This is a genomic window from Spirochaeta dissipatitropha (assembly GCF_054657935.1).
Map to the genome: position 1 here is coordinate 19122 of NZ_BAAHXT010000017.1, position 23468 is coordinate 42589.

The window sequence follows — 23468 nt, forward strand, 5'->3', positions numbered from 1 at the left end:
CATTTACCGGTATTTGTTCAATTGACTTGCTTGATTAAATCCGGTAAAACCATTATCGTTTTATCGGTCGCTGGCCGAATAGTCAAGCCTAAGAGGAGGATACAGGTGAAAACAGCATTTTTGTTTCCCGGTCAAGGTGCTCAGTACCCTGGCATGGGAGAGGATTTATACAAACACAGTCAGGCTGTGAGGGATCTTTTTGAAGCTGCTCAGGCAGTGCTTGATTTCTCCTTGACCGATACCATCTTCCATGGCAGCGAGGACGAGCTGAAACAGACCGATGTAGCCCAGGTTGCAATTACACTTATTAATATGAGTGCAGCTGCTGTACTGCAGGAGCGGGGAATCAAACCTGATGCCCTTGCCGGGTTCAGTCTCGGCGAATATGCAGCCTTGGCTGCAGCAGATGTCATATCAGTGGGTGATGTCTTCCGCTTGGTAAAAGCCCGCGGTCAGATCATGGCCGAAGAATCTGCTGCGCTGGTAGATGAACAGGGTAGTCCGGGAATGGCGGCAGTAATCGGCATTGACCCGTTGAAAGTACAGGCTGCCCTCGAAGGCCGCAGCGATGTATTTGCAGCGAATATGAACAGTCCGACACAGACCGTTATTTCAGGTACCGCAAGTGGTCTGACTGCAGCCCGGGATATACTGAAAGAAGCTGGCGCACGCCGGGTAATTCCCCTGAAAGTAAGCGGGCCCTTTCATTCCTCTCTGCTTGAGAAAGCCAGACAGCGGATGGCTGCATTCCTGGATGGAGTAAACTTCTCGGACCCCAAAATCCCGGTGTATTCAAACGTGACAGCAGGGCAGATAGTTACAGCTACAGAAGCCAGAGAGCTCTGTCTCAAGCATATGGTATCACCGGTACTATGGGTAGAAGAACAGAAAAATCTACTGGCAGCAGGAATTACCCGCTTCATGGAAGTCGGGCCTGGCAAGGTTCTCTGCGGACTGTTTGAGGCCTATACTAATTCCTGCAGTCAGGTCGGGGTTTCCGCAGTTCCTGCAGGGACACTTGATGCAATAGAACAGATCAGATAGGAAGGATATATTATGAGTAACACAGAAACAAACAGAAAGAACAGCTCCGGTGAACTTCTCCGGGGGAAGATAGCCCTTGTAAGCGGAGGCAGTCGGGGTATAGGCAAGGATATTGTTCTGCGTCTGGCTGTCCAGGGTGCTTCAGTCTATTATTTCTCACAGAGTGTTGGGCCCCATAGTGAAGAGTTCGCGGCTGCAGCAGCTGAAAACAATGTGTTTATCACTCACAAGCAGGGGAGCATTGCCGACAGTGAGCGGGTAAATGAGGTTGTGAAGGAAATTCTGGCTGAATGTGACGGAGTCGATATACTCGTGAACAATGCCGGAATAACTAGAGACGGGCTGATAATGAGAATGTCCGATGAGGATTGGCAGCAGGTTCTGGATATCAACCTTAATGGAATGTTCTACCTCTGTCGTGCACTTACGCGCAGCATGCTGAAACGCAGAACCGGCTCGATAATCAACATTTCATCGATTGTAGGCATTATCGGCAACGCCGGTCAGAGTAACTATTGTGCAAGCAAGGCTGGAATGATCGGTTTTAGCAAGAGCCTCGCCAGAGAGTTCAGCAGCCGCGGTGTACGGGTCAATGCAATTGCTCCGGGTTTTATCAGAACCGATATGACCGATGCCCTGAGCGATGAACATAAGGACGCTCTTACCCAGCAGATCCCGCTTGGGAGAATAGGTGATTCGCATGAGGTAGCAGATGCTGCGGTCTTCCTGGCATCGGACATGGCCAGCTATATAACCGGTCAGGTACTGGAAGTCACCGGTGGATTGGGCATGTAGGCCGGATCAAGAGGAGAATTGATATGAACAGTAGAACATCTAAAGTAGTAGTGACCGGAATGGGTGCGATAACGCCGGTCGGGAACAGTGTATCCGCACTATGGGAATCGATTCAGGCTGGCCGCAGCGGTGCCGGACCAATAACTCGATTCGACGCCAGTGATTATGCGACCCAGTATGCCGCGGAGGTCAAGGATTTCAATGCAGGCGACTGGATGGATAAGCGTGATGCCAGGAAAATGGATCGATTTTCCCTGTACTCAACGGCCGCTGCCAAGGAAGCATTGATGGACGCCGGCCTTCTGAACGCTGATAATTCCATAGCCTCTGACAGCAGTCGAACCGGGGTTATTCTCGGGGTCGGAATCGGTGGATTCGAAACCTTTGAGGAGTCCTTGCGGGCACTTATCCTGAAGGGACCTTCACGTGTTCCACCAATGACGATTCCTAAGCTTATTTCCAATATTGCACCAGGTAATATCGGAATTATGTTCGGTATCCATGGCCCTGCATTCAGTATTGCAACTGCCTGTGCATCAGGAACCGATGCCCTGACCAATGCCAAACGATGGATAGAATCAGGAATTGTTGATGTTGTTGTTGCCGGCGGGGTTGAGGCCTCGGTTACCACCCTGGGTATTGCAGGTTTTAATGTAATTCAGGCACTCAGCACGAAATACAAGGATGATCCCACTAAAGCCAGCCGCCCCTTTGACAAGGATCGGGATGGATTCCTGATGGGTGAAGGTGCGGGTATCATGGTTCTGGAAAGTGCTGAACACGCGGCAAGAAGAAATGCGAAGGTATACGCCGTTCTCGCTGGAACCGGAATGACCTGTGACGCCAATCATCTTACTGCCCCGCATCCCGAGGGTATCGGTGCTATAGCTGCCATGAAACTGGCACTGGCAGAAGCCGGACTTGCACCAGAGGATGTTGACTACATTAACGCACATGGGACCAGTACCCCGATCAATGATCCTACCGAGACCAAGGCTATCAAGGGAGCATTCGGAGAGCATGCCTACAAGCTCAAGGTGTCCAGTACCAAGTCAATGACCGGGCACTGTATCGGCGCAGCAGGTGCGATTGAGGCCATAATCAGTGTGAAAGCGATAGAGCACCAGTATATTCCGCCAACGATCAATTTGGATGAGCCGGGTGAGGGCTGTGACCTTGACTATGTACCCAATAAGGGGCTATCCGCACCGGTGAGAGCAGTCATGTCGAACTCGTTGGGTTTCGGCGGTCATAACGGCATTGTTCTCTTTACAAAGTAATCCAGGTAATCGCTGATTAAAGCCGGAAGTGATTTGCGGAATTTACCAATTCCTGCTGTCCTTCCGGCATTTTTATTCCGATATTCATAGTATGAAACAGAAAAAATTACTTATAATAGCGGTGCTGATACTCATCGGCGCGGGACAGGCAGCTGCAGCATCTTTTTCTGCCGGACTCGGATTTGATTTCTTTAACTATACCGATAACTACCTTTCAACACATATGGCCTATGTAGGTGAGGTCGCTGAAAATGTTGAGCTTGAACTTGGCGGTACATTTGGCATCCGTGTGGAAGAGAATAACGAGCCGAGTTTTTTCCTGCCATTTCAGGCGGGTCTCGGATTTGTATTTCCTGATCTTCCCGCTGTAGACGGTGTGCTTGGAGTCGGTGTGACGCCTGCTTTTAACTGGGGATCTGGTGTGGAAGGCTTTCACTTCTACCTCGGGCCGCACATCAAAGCTGGTATACGTGTACCTGTGCATCCATTTATGCGCTGGTATGTGGAGGTTCAACAGAATCTTCATATTGGAAAACCTGCCTGGATTAACACCTCCACCCGGGTAATTACCGGTATCAATTTCTTTTTTGGTGATTAAGAATGTCATCAACCTGAGAACAGCGCTGCAGCCGCAGCGCTTTTTTTTGGCTTTTTTCCCCTGAATGAATTATAATCAGGACATCAGGAATTATTGAATGTCACAGGATTTGAGTTTTGATTATCTGAATACCCCAAGCTGTCCGATCACCGGTCTTGATATTGTTCTACGGCCGGAGTGGACTTTTACTACCATAGATGATCACTACACCGGCTATATTACCCAGATTGGCAGCAACATATTTATCTACAAGGCTGTCGGGCGGCCGACTCCACTGGATTCCCCTGGATCACATGCGCATGTGCAGAGGTTTCTGGCGGAGAATCTTGCAGCTGGTAAAAAATTCTATGCACTCTTCGATTATAGTGAATTGATACCTCCTCCGGTTCGAAACCGTACGAACTTGCTTCAAAGTCTGAAAGAACTCCTTCCCAGGCTTCATCTGGTTATTTTTTTCAACATGAACCCACCAATGCGAACCGTTGTGAATATTGCTATACATTTAAGCGGTATCCGTAAGCATATGTTTACAGCCAGAGGCTATGAGGATGCTCTTACTATAGTAAAAACCGATATGCTGCGAAAAGGAATTCGCAATACCACTATCAGTCCACAGAATGAAATCGCTAATCGATTGATGGGTCTTCTTGGTCAATTAATCTGGGAAGAAGATTATGATGCGGATATTCCACATCTACCTCCGGATCACGATTTCTGCGGGGTTTTTGAGGCAGTCTCTGTTCTCCGTGATGATCTCCGGGAAGCACAGAAGGAAAATCTGCATAAACAGGAACTGCTTGAGCATGCGAACAGAATCAAGGATGAGTTTATCGAGAACATGTCGCATGAAATGCGATCCCCCCTCAACGGAATTATCGGGGCAGTACATCTGCTTGAGAAGACGGGTTTAAGTACGGAGCAGCAGCACTATAGCATGATTCTCAAGCAGGCTTCGACTTCTCTGCTGGCGGGGGTGAATCAGCTGCTGGATCTTGCAGTACTTAATACAGGGCAGCAGGAGGTCAGAACTGTCAATTTCAGACTGTCAGATTTCTTCTCGAGTGTAGCTGCTATTTTTGAGCCTGCCTGCCATGAGAAAAAGCTTGCTCTGGAGGTTTACATTGATGATGTGTTGCCGGAAGCCGTATCCGGTGACCGGGACCGTATTCGTCAGATTCTGATTAATCTTCTGGCAAACGCGGTTAACTATACCTCCGCGGGAGCGGTTGTTGTCGAGGTCGAAGGGCAGGTACAGGAGAAGCTGCTTTACATTTCGGTGCGCGTCCGGGATTCCGGCTGCGGCATTCCGGATGATATGAGGGAGAAGCTTTTCCAGAGATTCTCAAAAGGTCTGACTGCTTTTTCCGATGCCGGCGGCAGTGGTCTTGGGCTGAGTATCAGCAGAGGCCTGGCTCGCCAGCTTGGCGGTGAACTGCAACTGGAATCCAGCTCATCTGAGGGCAGTGTGTTTCTTCTGGAAATACCTTTGTCCATTGCCAACCCTGCAGATCTGGCAGATGAAGCTGGCCTTGAAATACCTGAAAAATTAGTGGGAGAGCAAGCCGTGACACCAGACTGGAAGCGGGCACTCGTTGTTGATGATGATGCAATCAACAGAGATGTCCTCTGTGGATTTCTCGCTCACCTGGGCATTTATGCTGAACAGGCAGCATCCGCCAAAGATGCACTTGATGCCTTCCATGCCCGGAATTTCGATATCCTTTTTGTTGATTGCAGTATGCCGGATATGGATGGAATGACTTTGTCCCGACATTTGCGCGATACTTTCGAAAGGGCCAGATATATACCGATCCTCGCAGTCACTGCATATACAGAGAAACAGAAGGGGCATGAAATAAAGGCTGCTGGTATGAACGATATTCTGACCAAGCCCCTTGGTTTTCAGCAGATACAGGCTGTTGTCGGGAAGTATCTCGGCTCAGGGGGACAGTTCAGTGAGGAATCCTCGGTTGTGGATAATGAAGTCCTGGATCCTGAACTGCTTCCTGTGTTATGCGATCGGATCAGACAGTATCTCGAGACCGATCTCCCTGTTATGAAGCAGGCTCTCACAATCGGAGATCTGCCGGTCATAAAAAAACGTGCTCACAGTCTGCATGGTGTCCTGGCCCAGCTTGGAATCCATGACGAAGCCAGAAGGCTGCGGAAAATTGAACATGCAGCAGACAGTGAACCTGGAGCTGTTGATCTTGAGATCCTGATCGCCGATTCAGAGGAATCCCTTACTGCCTGGTACTCGGCTAATTGCCGAGCCACTTAAGCAAGGTAGCCTGTATTTTACTCAGTTGATTGGAAAAAATTCTGTTTACCTGTTACACTGCAAATATCCGGGAAGTGAGGAAGCATGGAAATAACACAGGATATTCAGGTAAGCTTCGAGCAGAAATCGCTCATTGATATGCATAGTGTGTTGAATATACTTAATATTCTTGTACTCGAACTCAGTCTTATTGACAGGAATGTCGGCGGCTCGGATGCCGTCCAGCAGATCCTTCAGGATATCTACAGATTTGCTGAATCTCTCCGTGACTCGGAAAGGATTGACACCAGGCTTGAGAAACTCGATTCATTTATTTTCGATATCAGAGAGGCTGTTACAAAAGCACGATTGAAACTTCCGGCAAGATCCAGTATGGCAGAAGAGCTTGAAAAATCAGCGCTCAACATCGAGAACGTAATAAGCATTCTGAGGGTCAGAGGAAGAGAACTGACTGCACGTCCTAAATCTCCCTGTGCCTGGGTCGAGCATCATATTCCCGAACTTCACCAGAACTTCCACCATTTTTTCAGTGCCGTGGAATATAACAGTCACGGGGCATATAACATAGTAGAGCGGATTGAAGACTACAGGGACAGCAGCTATCTGATCCTGCTTGCTATCCGTAGTCCGGATGGTGAGAACATCAGGATGCCTGCAGTCTTTCAGGATGTAGTCCGCGATCTGATAGCAAATGCCAGAAAATATTCACCCCCAGGCGGCCGCATTGAAACCGAGCTTCTCAGCACCGGCAGTGAACTCTGTCTGAAAGTCAGTGACAACGGCAAGGGTATTCCGGGTGACGAGATTGAAAGGGTCGTTCTGTTCGGCGAGCGCGGGAGTAACGTTCGGGAAAAGCCTACCCGGGGCGGTGGTTTCGGTCTGACCAAGGCTTACTTTGTGACCCGCTGCTGTAATGGGCGCATGTGGATCGACAGTGAGCCGGGTAGAGGCACTAGCGTTACTATACGTCTACCAATACCCGCCTGAATAGCGCTTGCTTCTACCTTGCCTCTACCGCTTGTCGAAAATGTTCCGGAAAAACTGCTCGGTGTCGTTTTTGGCACGTTCGAATTGCTGCTGAAGGTTATCCGCCATTTTCGCGAGCGGGTCTTCTGATCGATGGATTTCTTCCTGGTATGCCTCAGCGGCTTCCTGAAAATGCCTGAAAATGTTCTCCTGTTCCAGTGTATCCCGTAAGGGATAGTCGCCATTGAGTATTCTGTCATAGGATCCTTTTTCAATCCAGTTTCTTAATTCCGAGAGGCGCAGCACGGGGAAAGGGTGGCTTTGTCCCATGAGGTTCAGGAGTTTGTAGACACCATCTATAACAGTGCCCCCGCGGTCATATTCTTCAGCTTGCTGAATGAACTCGGCTATGTTCATCTGGTCTGTCTTGCTGCCGCCTGCAAGTTTCATAAGCGTTGTATAGGCTGTTTCGGGATTCTGTGTGACCAAAAGGCCAGCGCGATCTGCACTCAGTTCGCTTTTTCTGTCCCATTCACGTAGTGCACTGATCACGCCCAGTAGCCCGATTCTGCCGACAGGAAGTTGTACTATGTTCATTCCAAGATTGACAAGTATGTACAGCAGGGTCTTATAAAGGGCATGTCCGCTCATAATATGTGAGATTTCGTGAGCAAGAATACCAAGCAGCTCATCGTCGTTCATGTTATTTTCAAGACTGGAGTGAATGACGATAAAGGGTTTTCGAAAGCCGACAGCCATGGCATTCATACTGGGATTCTGGCTGATATAGACCTCAGGCTCCTCGGGGCAGTCCAGAATGCTGCAGGCTTCGCTGCAGAGTCGGTGTAGCCGTTCAAACTGACCTGGACTGCAGCGGACGGCGGATGCGAGGTAGAGATAGCGTAGAGCACGTTCGGTAGTGCCTCCGAACAGAGTTTTAATAATATCGTCCAGCACTGGTATTTGTTGCAGGGCCGCCATCGCAGCCCTGTCTGCCGGGTGTTCCCAGGCCGACGGACTGATATTTTTCAGTATCTTGCGGGTTTGTTCCATGTCTACATTCTACTACTGATTTATCAATGCGGCAAATTGGGTTTGAGTTTTCCATAGCTGATGACACCGAGCAGTGCAAAAGCAATAGCTATGAGATAACTGTAGTAACCTAGTCCGACAAGTGCATAAAGTGGCCCGGGACAGGCACCGGTCAGGGCCCAGCCCATACCGAAAATAATGCCGCCGCTGATGTTCCCGATTTTATTGAAGGGTTTCCCCTCAAGGTTGAAATTACCACCTCCGGGAGCCTTCAGTTTCAGACTCTTTACAAGCAGTATCGATAATGCTCCGGTTATGACTGCTGAACCGATTATCCCATACATGTGAAAGGACTGAAAGGCAAACATTTCCTGTATCCGGTACCAGCTGATAACCTCTGCCTTTGATAGTACTATGCCAAAATAGAGTCCTATCGGAAAGTAGATTGCGAACTGTATTGGTAAACTGTTTTTTCTGGTTTTCTTTTCCATCATGTGTTCCTTACAGGCTGAGAATCAGCGGCAGCAGTATATGACTCATAATCAATCCACCGATAAAAAAACCGATTACTGCAATGAGGGAGCCTAAATTCAACAGTGACAGTCCCATGATCGCATGTCCGGATGTGCAGCCATTGGCATAGCGGGTTCCGAAGCCGATCAGGAAGCCGCCGAGAGTGAGCATGAGCAGGCTGCGAAGTTGAAATATCTCGCCGAAAATTTCTGCAGGTGCCAGTCCACGGGCCGGGAGCAGACCCCAGGATAGCAGCCGTTGCTGAAATTGCATGCTCAGCTCGGGAGTACTGTCGGCGTTCAGGAACAGACGTGCTATGACAGCACCGCAGATAATGCCTGCGGTCAGAAACAGGCTCCATGCGTGTTCCTTCCAGTCGTAGTTGAAATAGGCTGTTTTTTTCAGGGGCAGTACGGCGGTGCAGATGTGCCTCAGGCTGGAAGAAATGCCGAACTGCTTGTTGCCGGCGAAGAGAAGTAAGGGAACCATAAGTCCCAGTAAGGGGCCTGAAATATACCATGGCCAGGATTGGCTTAAAAAATCCATAATGCATCCTCCTGGCTATAGTATAGTAATTTTATCAGTCGATGGAAATCAGTCTAAATGCCAGACTGCGGTTCCAGCAGAATCCAGGCTGCCTTGAAGTCTGCGGCCTTGCAGTTCCAGGCTGTCGGCGCCGTAATGGAAAAGTAGGTCTGCGTTTGCTGCCGGTATTTCCACATCCAGTTCAATGCTGTTTTGATTCATGTTGATGGCAATGAGGCTGCGTTCATTATTGTAGCTTCTTACAAACACAATTCCCTGATCTGAGGTAGACAGAACCGCGACATCGCCTCGTCGCAGGCTTGCCCTGTCATTGCGGAGCTCAATCAGATCACGATGGAAGGACAGGAGTGATGTTTCCTGGCCAAGCTGTGCTTCGGCAGCTGTCCAGTCAAAAGGCTGTCGGTGACGACGGTCTTCATGAGGTGCTCCGGCGAACTGGCTTGAATCGGGCATGCCGATTTCATTTCCATAGTAGAGGAATGGCGTGCCAGGACCCAGGAGCTGAACGGCTACAGCTGCTCGTACCAGGTTTGCTCCATGTACACTGAAAGGTCGGGGTACGACATTGTCATGATTGGACAGGAATGTGCCCATCCATCCTTCAGAGCTCAGGCTTTCGCTTACCCATTTCCAGTGATTCTCCAGCTGGAATGGGGTTCTGCCTCGGACAGCCCCGGCGAATGGAAAGTCGAGTGTCATGTGGAAACCGGGTTTTCCGTTTTCATACATATACCGCTCAAGATTATTTCTGTCGTGAGTCCAGTTCTCCGCTACCATGAACTTGTGGAATGCATTTCCATCGTTATCGCTATGCTGGCTGAAAACGTCAAGAATCTGGCTGCGGAAAGCCTGGAAATATTCAAAGGTTTCGCTCTGATCGTCGTATCCTCCTGCCTCGCTCTTTTCATCCTCATACAGATATTTCACCGCATCGATACGTATTCCGTCAAAGCCTTTGTTCAGCCAGTAGACAGCAACATCCGTAATTGCGTCCTTGGCTGCCTGTGAACGGAAATTGATGTCGGGCATGCCCCTCCAGAAAACGGCATAGAAAAATCTGCCGTTAGAATGGCGGTGCCATACACCCTGTCCCCAGGGGCCTTCCTGACTACCGGGGCGGTCCCGCCAGACGAACCAGTCATCACGGTCATTTTCACCCGCTGCTGAATCGATGAACCATGGATGTTGATCCGAGACATGATTGGGAACCCAATCAAAAATTACGCGTATATCTCTGGCATGGGCTTCGGTAAGGAGTTCCTTAAGGTCATCATTGCTGCCGAAACGTGGATCGACAGTATAGTGATCAACAGTATCGTACATATGAAGGTTGATCTCTTCACTGGAAGAAGTGAAAAAAGGTGATAGCCAGATTCCTGTTACGCCGAGGTCGGCTAGATAATCAAGCTTCGCTGTGATTCCGGGAATATCACCAATGCCGTCACCAGTGGAATCGTTGAATGCATTAATCCAGATATGGTAGAAGACGCTGTCCTTGTACCAATCCTGATCTTCTGCGCCTAAACCAATGAGCTTATCAGGTTTGATTTCACTGAGATCCCTGAATGTCCCGGGACTGGGGGATAGGTCTGAAGGGGCAGGGAGCGGACCATGTGCTTCTGTATCTGCAGAAACTACCACTACGCGGCGTGGTGCTGGTTGCTCCTGTGACTCAGTGCTTGCACAGGCAGAAAGGATCGCTGCTGCAAGTACAGCAGCGCAGAAAAGTCTGGTTTTTTTTTGTGTCATGATAGGTTCCTTGTGAAAAAAAAAGCAGGCAGGAGACATCCTGCCTGCAGAAATAGGAGGTATTACTCCACTTCAATCATTGCGTTGTTGCCGCCGAATCCGTCGCCGGCAAAATCAGTAGGAATTGGATCCATTTTTTCCAGGTTGGCTTTTGGTGCCTGCCATACACCGTCTACAACATATTTGTAATAGTATTCACCAGCAGGAAGCTCAACAGCAAGTTCGAAAAACTCGCCATTCCAGTCAAGTGCCCAGTTTTCATCTTCAGGTGCCCAGTCAGAAAAGCTCCCGGCAAGAATAACCTTGTCTGCTTCTCCGTAGTATCTGAATGTAATAATACCGGCTTCGTAGACAGTGCCCAGGCTAAGATCGCGCGATCCGCCTGTGTCTGCGGCTGGAGTGGCACATGATACAGCAAAGCCAAGAAGGGCAATGCTGATAACAGCAAATAGAAGTATTTTTTTCATTGGATTCTCCTTTACCGGTTTACTATATATCCGAATTCCCGATTGAACAAGCTTTGTTTTAGGCGAATTTTAGTTTTAATAAACCAATAGTACATAAGCCGCACCAAAGATTTAAGTTAAACCGTTTTTTTTACTTGATAAACCGGTTGTACCATGTTTTTATATAAGAACGTGACTTAACCGTTTTAACGGATTATCGTCATGTTAATTCTAAAGGAGGTGTCAACATGAAAAAAATGTTGATCGCGGGGATAGTTATACTTGGCGCACTGGCTCTTATTGCCGGCTGTGCTAATCCCCTTGCTGATTCCGATGGCGGGACCGCTGCTGGCCGCTCTGTTTCCGGATTGGAGCTGGAAGCTGGGCTTGGGCAGATAGATGTGTCCTGGCTTGAACTGTCAGGTAATTTTCGTGAGTACCAGCTAAGGATAACCCCAGAGGGTGGTGACACGGAGCTACACATGCTTGGCCGTAAGGATGATGGTGAAAAAATAAGCTTCACTGCCTCTGATCTGGTGTCAGGTACCGAATACAGTTTCGAGGTTCGCATAATCGCCAATAATGGCCGGGTAGCAGAAGCAGGAACATCAGATGTCGCTACTCCGCTGGGATTGGATGATGTAGCTGTTCTGGATTTCTCCGTCAGTGGAGGAGTTGGCTCGATTACCGCAACCTGGACTGATCCGAAAGGTGCCTGGGATACAGTGGAATTGCTGCTTAGCAGTGAAGGAAAAGATGATCAGGAAATGTCCGTTGAGAAGGGAACGGAACGTGCTGTTTTCAGTGATGATCTTGAATCCGGGGAATATACAATCACCGCCCGCATAGCTATCGACGGGACCCAGAGCACGAAATCTGCTGAAGCAAGCGATGATGTTGAGGGACTGGATGATGCCGTTATAGGTATGACCTTTGTATGGACTGACGATCAGTTTGCTGGCCGCTATCTGCACATGTTTAATGTTGAAGTGCCCGAAGGTGAGGATGGAATAGACGATACGACCTGGCCAGGGGTTCAATCCACCAATTACTTCGGCGTCAACACCGTGACCCTGGATGGGGCGATCGGAGCCTCGGTTCTTATTCACACTAATAGTGGAACACAGACACCGGATTTGGTCCTGTCCGGCGGAGGAACATATCTGTTTGAATCCAATCTTATACGGACCGCATCTGCTGACAGTGGCGTGACAGTACGCTGGCCCGAAGAAATTGATGGCAAGTCATATAATCGAGTCTGGTACTGGGATGCAGAGGGTGCTGATGATATTGGTGACTGGGGGGGCCGTCCTGATCTCACCGCTGTGGACGGCTGGTTTGAATATACCATAGCAGATGCAACTGCAGTAGGCAACTTCCGACCGGATGACGGTACAGGAAATGAATTTTCACCATTGCCGATTTCTTCTGCAGGAACCTGGGTATTTGAGTCCACGGATAAAGCTGAAGTCAGCTATTCATTCGAAAAGCAGTAATCAAGGAGAATATACATGCGAAAAAATATATGTATCGTGCTGGCGGTGCTGCTTGTTGCAGTTCTGCCGGCAGCAGGGGAGTCAGGTGTACGGCTTGATTTACCCGAAGATCTGGTGCTCGTATTCGAGTACGTGAATCAGGATGCCTCATCGGTATCAATCGATGGTGGTTTCAATAGTTGGGATGGCCAGGGCCGTCCAATGGAAAACATTGACGGAGTATGGACTTACAGCATGGATGTTACTCCGGCAACGAGCATAACATTCAAATACATTGTGGATGGCGAGTATCTACAGGATATGGGTGGTCTTGCCCCTGCTACGACCGAAGACGGATTCGGCGGACGCAATGGTGTTGTGAACGTAGCTGAGCTCGGTGCCGGCGGCAGCGATGCCTTCCGTACCAGGGTGACATTCGGTACGGTTACTCAGCTGTACTCGGAAACAGAATTCCTTACCCGCGATCTGGGAGGGGAAGGTCTGTTCGGCTATGAACCTACTGGCTCTGAACTTAAAGGGAAATCCTACTGGAAGCTCACCGCAGATATCCTGCCCGGAGTGGATACCTTTGTAGAAATCAAGGTTTATGATGGGGGAATTACTCTGTATAAACAGGCTGCTGATGCTTCAATCGATGAGGATGTCACACCGGAGGTTTCATTTGCCGACGGAATGGAAAATCTTGGTTCTGCACTCTTTGCTCCATTCAACGCGATGAACGGCGGAAACAATCCGGAACTCGCTCACTTCAAGGCTGGGCTTGAGACTCCTTTTGTCAGACTGTCCACTGGATACGCAAATGCGAAAAGCGACCGCAGCAGCCAGGAATTTTTCTTCAAGACATTCGACAACGAACGAAGCGCCAATGATGGGTTTCTTGAAATCAGCAATGCATCAGAACTTCAGTCAATCGGCGATCTTCTTGATTTTGATGTCATGGTCGGGCTGACCAAGCGCTCCGGCGGGCATGGTGTGTATTCATGGGCTGATCTGGATATGGGCGATTATGGTGCCTACCTGGTCTACAATACCATTGCCAACCGTGAAGACGGACTGCGCTATTACGGATTTGATGGTATTCATAGCGGTGGTCTTGGCCTGCGGGCATCACTTCTCGATGGCATGTTCAGCGCACGTCTGCAGGCTCTCATGAGCTACGATGTTGCCGTTGATTTCGATGCGGCACAGGCTTTGGCTGTCGGTACCAGAATGAATTTCTCCCATGATGCCATAGGTCTAACCGTGGGGCTTGATGCCCGCTATCTTGGATCTGATTTTGACATGATTCACGCCAATGCTCCGGATGACATGGGAAATATCCTGCTCTCACTGAGTCCTGCAGTGCAGCCTGTAGATCTGCTGAAACTGGGACTTAATTACGATTTCAAGGTTTCCAACGATCTTGAGGGAAAAACACTCAACTCCTTCAATCCATGGCTTGAGCTGTATCTCGCGGGGCTGATTGGTATTGATACTACAGTAAACAGCTTCGGTAAAATGGCAATGGATGGTGGAGACTTCGTATTTGATGAAGCCGGTGGTTCAGTTACCGTCAAAGACATAGCAGTGCTGTCCGAAGCTGCTGCTGGTTACACCTATGCACATGAAGGTGAAGATACTGCGTTTGCCCGGGTTGCCATGAGTGATCTCACAGCGAATGTTTCATCTCTGCGACTCGGCTACCGTTATGCAGCAGATGCTCCCGATGAAGGATCTGTATACCTGGGTACTTCGCTGACTGGACTCGCTGCATTTATGCCGGAACTGAAACTCGATGCTGGTTGGCATAAAGAGAATGTCACTTTGGCTGCGCGGGCTGACTTGCTTGAAAATATTCATGCGAATACTGCTTTGATATACCGCTTGGCTGAGCATGGAGACGTCCCCGCAGGTGCTGCCCTTGGTGGAGCTCTTGGTGCATCTATTGTGCTGCCTGAAGGTTGGAGAGATGGTATAGCATTTCTGCAGTACAGCTATGACTTCAATCCGTACAGCGGTGTTGGAGACACTGAGCGGTCTACAATCTCGTTTGCAGATGACTTCATTGAACATACTGGTGGTAATGGCACTTCCATGCTGCGCCTTGGTATCGGCTGGAATTTCTAAAGGGGTTGATTATGAAGAAACTATTGATTTTTATGGTGCTGGTTGCAGCTGTAATCAGCTTTTCAGGATGTGATATGGGGCTGCATAATCAAGCCGATATTATCCCGGAGATCGAAGATACGGATTTCGCCGGAGTGAAGATATTCGTTCCCCAGTCAAGTGAGCTTTCTCATGTCTGGTGGTGGGATGCTGAAGGTTCTGAGGCTGCAAGTAACAGTGAAGCAGGCTGGCCCGGAATTGCCATGGAAGAGGCTGAAGTAGATAGCCGCTTCTGGGAATTTGAACTGGAAGACGCCACCTCGCTGAAAGTCATTTTTAATAACGACGGAGAAGGTGATCAGACTGGAGATCTCGAAGTAGATGAACAGGGTGTTTATTATCTGACCAGGGATCGACAACTGGTAAAGATGTAATTCATCTTAAGTAAATCATCTTAAGATTGACAAAGGGCTGCCCCGCATGGAGGCAGCCCTTTTTTTTATATTGACTTGTGAGCTTAGGGCAACTTCCAGACTGCAACTGCTCCAGATGAAAGTTCACCCTGCAGATTCTGCCCGGATACACTGCTATCAGTCATGCCCCAGCTGAACAAGAGCTCTGGTTCCTGCTCATCTGAATCAATCGCGACAGAAAAATTGCTGCTGCCGCGGTTCATGCTGAGAAGAACCAGAAGGCTCTCACCCTCTATATTCCTGGTAAAAGCAAGCTGTCGATTTTCCGTAGAAATGACCTGAACATCACCACGGCGCAGGGCGGGAAAGCTCTGCCGGAGTTCGATCAAATCCCTGTGGAAGGAAAGGAGTGATCCGGGATCCTGCAGCTGTTCCTCGGCACGATCCCACTGAAAAGGCTGGCGGTGGCGGCGATCGGCATGGCTTTCAGTAGCAAACTCACGTGCATCCAGCATACCGATTTCGTTCCCGTAGTATAAAAACGGAGTGCCCGGACCAAGAAGATTAGCCGCTACCGCACTTCTCACCAGATTTTCTCCATGCATGCTCATAGGGCGGTGAGCAACATCGTCATGATTTGAAAGAAAGGTCCCCATCCAGCCTTCTGGAGACAAGCGTTGGGTTACCCATTCCCAGTGCTGCACAAGATCCCGTATATTTCTGTCCCTCACCGCAGCGGCAAAGGGAAAATCGAGGGTCATGTGGAATGCAGGCTGGGTGCGTCCGGTCATGTAGCGTTCCAGACTGCTTCTGCTGTCGGTCCAGTTTTCCGCAGCCATGAATTTATGATACGGATTACCATCAGCATCACGGTGATCAGCATACGCATCGAGTATCTGTTCGCGAATTGCCTCGAAATATTCATAATTTTCAGCCTGATCACTGTAGTTGCCGGCATGGATGTCTTCGGATTCATATAGATATTTCACAGCATCGATTCTCATGCCGTCAAAACCCTTGTTCAGCCAGTAGATTGCAGTGTTGGTAATGGCATCCTTGGCTTCCTGGTTGCGGAAGTTGATATCCGGCATGCCGTCCCAGAAAACCCCGTAGTAATAGCGACCGTTTGCATGGCGGTGCCAGACCTGCTGTCCCCATGGCCCCCGCTGATTGCCAGGCTCATCGCTCCAGACAAACCAGTCGTCCCGTCCGTTCAATCCAGCGGCAGAATCCCGGAACCAGGGGTGCTGGTTGGAGATGTGATTTGGAACCCAGTCAAAAATCAGACGGATTCCTCTGTCATGGGCTTCGGAAATCAATTCGTAAATATCTTCGTTTGTTCCGAAACGTGGGTCAACCCGGTAGTGATCAGTCGTGTCGTACATGTGCAGGTTGATTGCTGTGCTCGCAGATTCAAAAAAGGGTGAAAGCCAGATGCCGGTAATGCCCAGGTGCTGAAGATAATCGAGACGCTCGATAATTCCTCGGATATCACCGATACCGTCTCCGCTGGTATCGTGGAATGCATTGATCCAGATATGGTAGAAAACAGCATCCTTGTACCAGTCGGCTTGCTCTGCACCCATACTGAGATGTGAGTCCGGTGATATTTCTTTGAGATCTCTGAATCTATCTGGAGCAGATGATTTGCTTGCGCAGGAAAGAATTCCTGCACCGGCAGCCGTCAGCAGTAATGCCGCGATAGCCGGGCGCAGGATTTTTACAGGGAATAGCTGAAACATGAAGGCCTCCTTGAGTAGGTGTACCGGTTTACTATACCCCGGGCACCGCAATTCATCAAGGATTCTAGAATGGCTGCTACTGAATCAGTGCGGTTCCGATATCCCGCATTAATTGTTCCCAGTCGCTGCCGAGATCGGTGACTTCGGCTTTTCTGGCTCCAATAGCTCTGGCTATCGCCCGGCTCGCAGTATCGTTGTATTCGGGCTGCGTAAGAATCAGCTCGACCCCTGCTGCCAGGGCAATTTCTATCGTCATCTGCAGCTGTCTTGGTGAGGGCTCACGACCTCCGGCTTCGATGCCGATCTGGGTAATGCCGAAATGGTCCATGAAATAACCGAAGGCAGGATGATATACCAGCACGCTTCGTCCCCTCATGTCTGCAAGTAGCTCAGTTAACTCTTCCTCGAGGCTGTCCACGAGTAATAGAAAATCTGCCTGGTTCTGTCTGAAATAATTCTCATGTTCGGGCCGAAGTCTGCTCAGTTCGCGTACAATAGTGTCGGTCTGTATTCTGACCTCATCTATGCCTAGCCAGATATGCGGATCGCCTTCTTCATTATCATGACTGTGTGGAACCGAGGGGTCGCTGTAGTGGCGTTCGATCTGACGCAGCTGTATGTTTTCTGTCAGGCTGACAATTCGTACCGATGAACCCGAGCGTTCCAGGGTTCGCGTGATCGGGAACTCAAATTCAAGACCGGTTACAAAGAGAACTTCGGAGCGCCCCAAGCGTTCAATTTCGCGAGGACTTGGATCCCAGGTGTGGGCGTCCTGCCCGGGTTTAATGAGCAGCTCTACCTCAATATAGTCTCCGCCAATGCGCTGGATTATATCGGCCTGTGGGGCAATGCTGGCATGTGCCTGGATAATCTCTCCGCGCTGCGGCTCCGCTGTTCCTGCACTGAATATCAGTGCAGGAACGAACAGAAGCACGGTGGACAGAACTAATCCGGAAACTGTGCTTCGATACTTCATTAGTGAACAATCCCGTCGGTTGTCATAAGTGTAATCCCGGTAATAGCAGCAGTCGAATCAAGCTGAACGCTGCGTTCTATTCTGCTATGTTTCAGGTCAATCTCGATTATGCTGTTGTCAGAAGGTCGACTTACAAATGCGGTACCCCTACCAAGTGTAAGAGAAGGAAGTGGGGTTCCGGCGGCTGCATCAGGGTCACGGGCTTCGGTAACCTGAACAGATCCGATCAGCTCCAGGCTTTCTGCATCAAGTGTGTAGAGGGCTCCATCCTGCCCGAGAACCGCGAGGTAGTGGCCGCTGCGGTCAATGTTCATCTGCCATTGGGCTGCTGGTAGTTCAACGGCTCTGCTGCTCAGTTCTGCGGGGTCAACCACTACAAGATTCGGGCCGAGGTTTCCGATGAAATGGGGGAGCGCTGGGTGGGAAAGTACTCTTCCGGTTCTGACTCCCTCAGCGGTTCCTTCTGGATTTCCTACCATATGGGCACTGAAATCGGAACCTTGCTGGGTAATAATCATAACCCCTTCAACAGCTCCGAAGGCGGTGAAGCGGCCAACTCTGGCCTGACCGTGTGCCCGGCCGATTCCAGGGAACTGTTGCAGGACATTCCCTTCATAGTCGAGCAGATCAATGCTGGTTTCATTTACATATCCGACAAGCAGTTTGTCGTGCAGCAGGACCGGAGCCCCATGGTCTTCCCGTGAGGGCACCAGGCTCAGTGCGGTCTGGAAATCACGTCGCAGCAGTTGTTCATCTATAATGGTGATATCCCCGGAGCCGTCATTGTATATTCCGCTTTTTCCGAAGGTTGTGGTGAAGTGGGTTGGGCGCAACGTTCCTTCAATCAGTCCGAGTATTTCGATGTGGTCAAAGACAAGATCTTCATGGCCGTCATGCTCTACGAGCTTCTGTCCGCTGTCGATTACTACAGTAACTGATTCATCGCGATTTATAGCATAGCCGAACTCACCGCTGGCATTGCTGTATACAGCGATTCTGCCTGCTGGAAGTGCGGCATGAAATTCCTTGAGAATGTCACCGTCATGTGCATCGGCAATCAGGAGACTTCCGCTATTTAATCCTATCAGCAGCCTGCCATCGGTCTCGCCGTCATGGTGGTCATGTGAATGTCCGTGGTCATGATCGTGGTCATGATCGTGAGAGTGCCCGCTGGCACATCCTGATAATATGAGTACTGTCAAAATAATCAAGATTGCTGACAGACGATATATGCTTGTATGTTTCATACAAACTCCTCCTCTTTGATGTTGTTTTTCCGGAGAAATCCGGAGTTTTTGATTCTGGAAATACTGAAGGATAGTGCGTAACCCAGCACCGTAAACAATACGATGCCTGCTCCGCTCGGGAGATCGAAGTAGTAGCTGACTGCGATGCCTGAAACAGAGAAAACAGCCGATAGAACAGAGGCTGAAATCATTAACTGCTTGAGAGATCGAGCAAAGAAACCGGCCGTGGCAGCGGGCAGGGTCAGCAGGGTAATTACCAGAACAATGCCTACTGTGCTGACCATAAGGACAACTGTAGCGCCGGTCAGGAGCAGCAGTATAGTCAGGTGTTTCTGCACCGGAATTCCTCTGGTTTCTGCAAACTCCCGGTCAAAGCTGATTGCAAAGAGCTGGGGATACAGAATCAGGGCAGCAGTAAGAACTACTGCATCAAGAATGATTATTCCCCAGAGATCGCTCGGGGCGAGCAGCAGAATATTACCGAAGAGATATGCCATGGGATCAACGAAGGTCGGAGTACGGGCAATGAAGATAACCCCGATAGCAGTTCCGACTGCCCAGACTATACTGATTACCGAATCAGAGCGCTGTTTACCGCTTTTACTTGCAGCGGACACGATAAGTGCGGAAATCATGGCGGCTGTAAAAGCTCCCCAGAAGGGGGTGAACCAGCTGGGGCCGAATGAATAGGTCAGAAAAAGACTTATGCCTATACCTGCCAGCACTGAGTGTGCAATTGCTCCGGCAAGATAACTTATTCTGTTTACTACAACATATGATCCCACTATACCGAATGCTGGAGCAGAAACCAGTCCGGCTATTACTGCGTAGCGGATGAACGGGACAGAGCTGCTGAACAGGACCTGGATGAACTCAGTCATTGTGTTCTCCTGTGCTGTGATCATGACAGCCGGCATGCATGCCCATGTCATGAAAGTGTCCGGAAAACAGGCGCTGCATATCGTCGTGAGTTAGATCCCGTCGATTGTGCAGATGCATGCTGCGGTTAATGCAGAGAACATGATCAACTGAATCTGCCAGAAAATCAAAATCATGGGTAATAAGTAGAATTCCGAACCTGCTTTTAAGCTGGCGGATCAGTTCCTCCAGTCGGGCTGCGCTGACCCGGTCAATGTTGGCAGTCGGCTCATCGAGAATCAGCAGTTCAGGCAGACTGACAAGTGCCCGTGCAAGCAGAACACGCTGTCTCTGACCTCCGGACAAATCCGCAAAACTCTGCTTTGCTATATTGCGTATGTCCAGGAGTTCAAGTGTTTCCCATACCGCTTTTTTATCGGCAGCGTTATAGGGGCCGAAATGCTTTTTCAGTCTGCCGGTGAGTACGGTTTCAAATACCAGTGAAGGAAATTGCGGGTCATACATGCTGTGCTGAGGTACGTAGCCGATCCGGCTTTTCATTTCATTGGGATTTCTACCGAGAATTCTGATGTTGCCCTTCTGGGCTTTGATCAGACCCATAAGTAATCTGGCGAGACTGGTCTTGCCTCCACCGTTAGGGCCGACAATCTGAACCAGTCCCCTGGCTGGTATGCACAGCGAGCTGTCTTCAAAAACCGGCACGCCTGGATAGCGCAGAGTCAGGTCAGTAATCTCTATGCTCTCTGCGGTAGAGCTGGTGGGATTGATGGTTGAACTCATATAAATAAGGGTATTACTTAGTATTACCATCGTCAAGTGTTTCATGAAGGAATGCAGAGGAAATTGCAAAAAAGCTTGCAGAAGTTTTTTTTTCTTTCTGCTACAGTGGGGTATGAAACGATCGAGTCACAGTGTATCTGTAATCATCCCGACCTATAACCGGGAAGCCTTGCTTATGCAGGCTCTGGATTCTGTTTTTGCACAGACAATTCCTCCGGATGAAGTGCTGGTGGTTGATGACGGTTCAACTGATGCAACGCTCGAGCGGCTCGAGCCCCTGCAGAACTCGAATAAAATCAGACTTATTGAATCAGGACACAGTGGAATGCCCGGACGCGCTCGGAACATTGGAGTGACCGAGGCCTCAGGCGATCTTGTTGCATTTCTTGACAGTGATGATCTATGGATGCCGCACAAGCTTGAACAGCAGCTTGCGCTTCTTGATTTCGACAGAAAGCAGCCAGATTCGGGGTCTGTTTTGATTCATACGCGGGAACGCTGGAACAGAAACGGCAGGGAAATCAGTCAGAAGGGTCAGAATCATAAACGGGAAGGGGATGTGTTTCCGGATGCCCTGATAAAGTGCACAATCGGACCCTCTACTGTTTTACTCAGCCGGAATCTTCTTGTTGAGCGGGGTTTCAGGGAGGATCTGCCGGTCGCCGAGGACTATGAGCTGTGGCTGCATCTATGCCTGCATACTCACGTTCAGTATATCGACCAGGCCTTGATAGAAAAGAGGGCAGGACATGGTCCGCAGCTGTCAGAACAGTTTGGTGTAATTGAATATTTCCGTATTCGAGCGCTTCTGGATTTCTGCGGGATTCATGAAGAGCTGCCAGCTCCTCCAGGACTGCCGGAGCTTCTGTCCGATCCCGGGAGAGCTGCTGATTTCAGCCTCCAGCCGCGCAAACATGCACTTGCCTTGCAGGAACTGCAGCGAAAGCTTGAGGTTTTTGAACGCGGAGCAGAAAAACGGGGAAATCTAAAACTTGCTGACTGTTGCCGCTGCCTGCTTGAAATAGTTGCAGATAGAAATTAACATCTGAGCCATTATTATGAAACATTCAACAATTTCCATGCGCAAACTGGTCTGGCCGCTTCTTATTGAAAACTTTCTGCGGATGGCACTCTCCAGTGTCGATGTTTTTATGCTCAGTATGTATTCTGACGGTGCCGTTGCCGCAGTAGGTCTTGCAAATCAGTTCTCGATGTTTCTGATGCTTATATACAGCATGGTTGGAACCGGGGCTGGTATTATCCTTGCACAGACCCTCGGTGCCAGGCGTTATCACGAGGCTTCCGACATCGGCACCATGAGTCTCGCTCTGGCAGCCGTTTTCGGCACAGCCATGAGTCTGCTGATGTTTTTCTCTGCACCCCTGATTCTTTCGTTCTACACCCTGGATCCTCATGTGCATGATTTTGCCTTGCAGTACATGCGGATATTCGGTGCCGGTTCCATGTTCCTGGCTTTTAATGTAGTTCAGTCCAATATTCTGCGAACCTGTGGTCATTCACGGGAAACAATGGCTGTCAATATGACAGGTAACCTGATTAATGTTGTGGGTAACTGGATTGCAGTGCGCGGACTGGCTTTGGGTTTCATAAACATTCCAGTCAGCGGAGTAGCAGGAGTTGCCTCGGCAACAGTATTCAGTCAGGCAATGGTTTGTTTTATCTTTGCATATAGATTGAAGCACCGCGGTGAAATAAAGGTCGATTTCAAGCGGCTGCGGCTCATGCCGAAAATCCATCTGCAGAGAATTATCTCGGTGGGGCTTCCTTCGGCCGGTGAAGGCCTTGCCTACAACATTGCCCAGATTCTCCTCATGAACATGGCCTCCACGCTTGGGACTGCCGCTATGTCTGCCTGGGTCTATAACTCTACCATTATGCGTTTTGTATTTGTTGCGGCTCTCGCCATAGCGGCTTCGGCGCAGATACATGTCGGGCACATGCTTGGTGCAGGTCAGATAGATAAGGCTTACCGCAAGGTCTATACCTATTATCTGAGCGGTGTGTCCTGCTCCATTACCCTGGTGTTGCTTGCCAATCTATTCAAGACCCAGATTTTCGGAGTTTTTACTTCGGATCCGCTCATAATACAGCTTGCTTCACGCCTTATGCTGATATCTATCTTTGTCGAAATCGGTCGGGCTTCCAATCTCATTATAATTCATGCACTCAAGGGTGCTGCGGATGTCCGCTTTCCGGTATTTATCGGTATGATTTCCATGTGGGGTGTTGGGGTCCTTGGTGGACATACGCTGGGTATACGGATGGGGCTTGGTGTGGCCGGAGTGTGGGCCGGTGTTGCCATGGATGAGTTCCTTCGGGGTATAATTATGCTGCTGCGCTGGCGCAGCAAAGCCTGGACGAAAAAGGTGTTGGTTTCAAGAGCAGATACTGGTTCAGATGAGGTTGAAACTGACCATTATCCACACAGTATTTATCCCGCCGGGGCGACTGCATCGGGCATACGGGTTGCTGAGGATCTGGAGTACTGCAGTTGTGAAGATTGCGGATGTGTTGAGTCAGATTCAGATTCAGACGATGGAGATGCGGACAGATCATAGTTCGTCTGCCCGCATACTTCC

The 23468-nt window shown here is 49.6% G+C and carries 21 protein-coding genes; 11 read left to right on the forward strand and 10 right to left on the reverse strand.

Going from position 1 to position 23468, the window contains the following annotated elements:
• The first annotated feature begins 105 nt into the window (after positions 1-105).
• The 6 genes from fabD to ACYQ2L_RS15655 all read left to right on the forward strand — a co-directional run bounded on the left by fabD (position 106) and on the right by ACYQ2L_RS15655 (position 6985).
• Positions 106-1044: an ACP S-malonyltransferase gene (gene fabD, locus ACYQ2L_RS15630; protein ID WP_460057671.1), complete on the forward strand. Its 939-nt coding sequence runs from the start codon at positions 106-108 to the stop codon at positions 1042-1044.
• 12 nt (positions 1045-1056) lie between these two features.
• A complete protein-coding gene (gene fabG / locus ACYQ2L_RS15635) occupies positions 1057-1839 on the forward strand; it encodes a 3-oxoacyl-[acyl-carrier-protein] reductase (RefSeq protein WP_460057674.1) in 783 nt (260 codons plus the stop codon).
• A gap of 23 nt (positions 1840-1862) precedes the next feature.
• Positions 1863-3119, forward strand: a complete 1257-nt coding sequence (gene fabF / locus ACYQ2L_RS15640; RefSeq protein ID WP_460057677.1) for a beta-ketoacyl-ACP synthase II — start codon at positions 1863-1865, stop codon at positions 3117-3119.
• Positions 3120-3210: 91 nt separating this feature from the next.
• Complete coding sequence (locus ACYQ2L_RS15645; RefSeq protein ID WP_460057679.1) at positions 3211-3717, forward strand: hypothetical protein; 507 nt, start codon at positions 3211-3213, stop codon at positions 3715-3717.
• A gap of 97 nt (positions 3718-3814) precedes the next feature.
• The gene (locus ACYQ2L_RS15650) at positions 3815-5998 is read left to right on the forward strand and encodes an ATP-binding protein (RefSeq protein WP_460057682.1); all 2184 of its coding nucleotides are present in this window, start codon (positions 3815-3817) and stop codon (positions 5996-5998) included.
• Positions 5999-6082: 84 nt separating this feature from the next.
• On the forward strand, positions 6083-6985 hold the full coding sequence (locus ACYQ2L_RS15655) for an ATP-binding protein (RefSeq protein WP_460057684.1): 903 nt from the start codon (positions 6083-6085) through the stop codon (positions 6983-6985).
• 24 nt (positions 6986-7009) lie between these two features.
• Here the strand turns inward: ACYQ2L_RS15655 and ACYQ2L_RS15660 are convergent, their stop codons facing one another.
• From ACYQ2L_RS15660 to ACYQ2L_RS15680, 5 genes are all read right to left on the reverse strand, one after another.
• Positions 7010-8017, reverse strand: coding sequence for a M48 family metallopeptidase (locus ACYQ2L_RS15660; RefSeq protein WP_460057686.1), 1008 nt, complete (start codon positions 8015-8017; stop codon positions 7010-7012).
• 23 nt (positions 8018-8040) lie between these two features.
• Positions 8041-8490, reverse strand: a complete 450-nt coding sequence (locus ACYQ2L_RS15665) for a YeeE/YedE thiosulfate transporter family protein (RefSeq protein WP_460057688.1) — start codon at positions 8488-8490, stop codon at positions 8041-8043.
• Positions 8491-8497: 7 nt separating this feature from the next.
• Positions 8498-9055 carry a YeeE/YedE family protein gene (locus tag ACYQ2L_RS15670; protein ID WP_460057691.1) on the reverse strand — a complete coding sequence of 186 codons (558 nt, stop codon included), beginning with the start codon at positions 9053-9055 and terminating at the stop codon, positions 8498-8500.
• Positions 9056-9103: 48 nt separating this feature from the next.
• Positions 9104-10804: an alpha-amylase family glycosyl hydrolase gene (locus tag ACYQ2L_RS15675; RefSeq protein ID WP_460057694.1), complete on the reverse strand. Its 1701-nt coding sequence runs from the start codon at positions 10802-10804 to the stop codon at positions 9104-9106.
• A 62-nt stretch (positions 10805-10866) separates the two neighbouring features.
• A complete protein-coding gene (locus ACYQ2L_RS15680) occupies positions 10867-11271 on the reverse strand; it encodes a glycogen-binding domain-containing protein (protein WP_460057697.1) in 405 nt (134 codons plus the stop codon).
• A gap of 227 nt (positions 11272-11498) precedes the next feature.
• Between ACYQ2L_RS15680 and ACYQ2L_RS15685 the strand changes: the two genes are divergently transcribed.
• Genes ACYQ2L_RS15685 through ACYQ2L_RS15695 form a run of 3 tightly spaced genes read left to right on the forward strand, consistent with a single transcriptional unit; the run spans position 11499 to position 15265 of the window.
• The gene (locus ACYQ2L_RS15685; protein ID WP_460057700.1) at positions 11499-12746 is read left to right on the forward strand and encodes a fibronectin type III domain-containing protein; all 1248 of its coding nucleotides are present in this window, start codon (positions 11499-11501) and stop codon (positions 12744-12746) included.
• Positions 12747-12761: 15 nt separating this feature from the next.
• Positions 12762-14852, forward strand: a complete 2091-nt coding sequence (locus ACYQ2L_RS15690) for an early set domain-containing protein (protein WP_460057703.1) — start codon at positions 12762-12764, stop codon at positions 14850-14852.
• Positions 14853-14863: 11 nt separating this feature from the next.
• Positions 14864-15265, forward strand: coding sequence for a starch-binding protein (locus ACYQ2L_RS15695; protein ID WP_460057706.1), 402 nt, complete (start codon positions 14864-14866; stop codon positions 15263-15265).
• A gap of 83 nt (positions 15266-15348) precedes the next feature.
• On the opposite strand, the gene ACYQ2L_RS15700 is transcribed toward ACYQ2L_RS15695, so the two are convergent.
• The 5 genes from ACYQ2L_RS15700 to ACYQ2L_RS15720 form a co-directional block, all read right to left on the reverse strand.
• Entirely contained in the window at positions 15349-16986 is a 1638-nt protein-coding gene (locus ACYQ2L_RS15700) for an alpha-amylase family glycosyl hydrolase (protein ID WP_460057709.1), read from the reverse strand.
• Between the two features lie 76 nt (positions 16987-17062).
• A complete protein-coding gene (locus ACYQ2L_RS15705) occupies positions 17063-17962 on the reverse strand; it encodes a metal ABC transporter solute-binding protein, Zn/Mn family (RefSeq protein WP_460057712.1) in 900 nt (299 codons plus the stop codon).
• A complete protein-coding gene (locus tag ACYQ2L_RS15710; RefSeq protein ID WP_460057715.1) occupies positions 17962-19209 on the reverse strand; it encodes a hypothetical protein in 1248 nt (415 codons plus the stop codon). The genes ACYQ2L_RS15705 and ACYQ2L_RS15710 overlap by 1 nt, the downstream gene beginning before the upstream one ends.
• A complete protein-coding gene (locus ACYQ2L_RS15715; RefSeq protein WP_460057718.1) occupies positions 19206-20090 on the reverse strand; it encodes a metal ABC transporter permease in 885 nt (294 codons plus the stop codon). The genes ACYQ2L_RS15710 and ACYQ2L_RS15715 overlap by 4 nt, the downstream gene beginning before the upstream one ends.
• Positions 20083-20868: a metal ABC transporter ATP-binding protein gene (locus ACYQ2L_RS15720; RefSeq protein ID WP_460057721.1), complete on the reverse strand. Its 786-nt coding sequence runs from the start codon at positions 20866-20868 to the stop codon at positions 20083-20085. Before ACYQ2L_RS15720 ends, ACYQ2L_RS15715 begins: the two co-directional genes overlap by 8 nt.
• 112 nt (positions 20869-20980) lie before the next feature.
• On the opposite strand from ACYQ2L_RS15720, the gene ACYQ2L_RS15725 reads away from it, so the two are divergent.
• A complete protein-coding gene (locus ACYQ2L_RS15725; RefSeq protein ID WP_460057723.1) occupies positions 20981-21910 on the forward strand; it encodes a glycosyltransferase family 2 protein in 930 nt (309 codons plus the stop codon).
• 16 nt (positions 21911-21926) lie between these two features.
• A complete protein-coding gene (locus tag ACYQ2L_RS15730; protein ID WP_460057725.1) occupies positions 21927-23447 on the forward strand; it encodes an MATE family efflux transporter in 1521 nt (506 codons plus the stop codon).
• Positions 23448-23468 lie beyond the last annotated feature (21 nt).